The organism is Pseudomonas brassicacearum (assembly GCF_003732265.1).
Classification (GTDB): domain Bacteria; phylum Pseudomonadota; class Gammaproteobacteria; order Pseudomonadales; family Pseudomonadaceae; genus Aquipseudomonas; species Aquipseudomonas brassicacearum_D.
This window is the reverse complement of sequence record NZ_MOBK01000183.1, coordinates 1-510: the sequence shown is the minus strand read 5'-3', so window position 1 is coordinate 510 and position 510 is coordinate 1. Positions and strand designations below refer to the sequence as shown.

Genomic DNA, 510 nt, shown 5'->3' with positions numbered 1-510 from the left:
AAGCTTGAGCATCACAAAGCCTCCAGGCCGTGCGGGGTTGGCAGTCCTGTTTTATAGATCGCCCGGGCGATTCTTGCCAGCAGCATCACAGCGCTGAATGCAGGTAAACTGGCCGCCTTAACTTGAGGAGCCTGCCATGAGCGAGCCAACCCCCGGCATCAACAACGACGAAATCGACGAAGAAGAGTTCGCCGAAAACACCCTGATCGAAGCCATCGAAAACCAGATTGAAAGCGACAACCCGCCGGCTGCCAAAGCAACTTTCAACAAGTTGACGCTGGTCGGTTACGAGCGTGAAGAAATTCTCAACTTGATGGCACACGTGTTGGCGGTAGAAATCGACGCGATCCTCGAAGAAGACCGCGGGTTCAACACCGAATGGTACGAAACAGCCCTTCGCGCGCTGCCGGAATTGCCGCCGGAAAAGAAATAAACCCGATTTGATGGGCAGCAAGCGTCTGTGGCGAGGGAGCTTGCTCCCGCTCGGTTGCGGAGCAGTCGCAAAACTTT

Annotated in this window: 1 protein-coding gene; it reads left to right on the top strand. The window is 55.3% G+C overall.

Features of this window, described 5'->3' with window-relative positions; genetic code table 11:
• Window positions 1–136 precede the first annotated feature (136 nt).
• Entirely contained in the window at window positions 137–433 is a 297-nt protein-coding gene (locus tag BK660_RS30720; protein WP_123434868.1) for a hypothetical protein, read from the top strand.
• Window positions 434–510 lie beyond the last annotated feature (77 nt).

Excerpts from the sequence above, each read along its gene's own strand:
- BK660_RS30720 (WP_123434868.1), top strand. The coding sequence starts at position 137 with ATGAGCGAGCCAACCCCCGGCATCAACAACGACGAAATCGACGAAGAA.